The 497-nt window shown below is 52.1% G+C and carries 1 protein-coding gene and 1 pseudogene; one reads left to right on the plus strand and one right to left on the minus strand.

Annotated features, from left to right (window positions below; translation table 11 throughout):
* On the minus strand, positions 1 to 259 hold a 259-nt coding region (locus tag J5M56_RS24570), incomplete at its 3' end, for a hypothetical protein (protein WP_207938006.1).
* A 56-nt stretch (positions 260 to 315) separates the two neighbouring features.
* Here J5M56_RS24570 and J5M56_RS24575 point away from each other — a divergent pair.
* Positions 316 to 497 (plus strand): annotated as a pseudogene (locus J5M56_RS24575) (hypothetical protein); the annotation flags it as partial.

Here is a 497-nt window from a genome sequence, read left to right on the forward strand (position 1 = left end):
GCAATATAGTGCATTCTGGCAGCCGAAGACGCCCCAAATCTGCAACAAAATGCACATCAGCCCTCGCTACTAACTTACCAACTGCAAAATAATGCAGATAAGCATTTAACTTCACGCTGATAAAAATGCCGTCTTCAAGCGAAAGCTGTAGGAAAAAGAACAAGCGGCGCCGCGCAAAAGAATTGTTTGCGAAATCCAGTGAGGATTTTCCACAGAACGATCCGATGTCGCCTGCGTGGATGCGGGAAGCGGCCGACATCGGTTTTTCTCGGGTAGCAATAGAGTTGGATTTTCTCGATACGGAAATCGAACCTGATGCCCACTCAACACCTATTCGCACCAAAACACCTGGCTCTGGCTATTTCACTGGCGCTGGGTGGCGCAGCGCTGGCTAACGCCGAGCAGTCCACTGAAGCAATTGAGCAGCCCCCAAGCATGGAAACGACGGAGCAGCCCGAAGCCAACCCCAAGCAACAGGCGATGGAACGGCTCCAGGG

It is taken from the genome of Pseudomonas sp. 51_B (assembly GCF_017491595.1).
GTDB classification, from domain to species: Bacteria; Pseudomonadota; Gammaproteobacteria; order Pseudomonadales; family Pseudomonadaceae; genus Aquipseudomonas; species Aquipseudomonas promysalinigenes.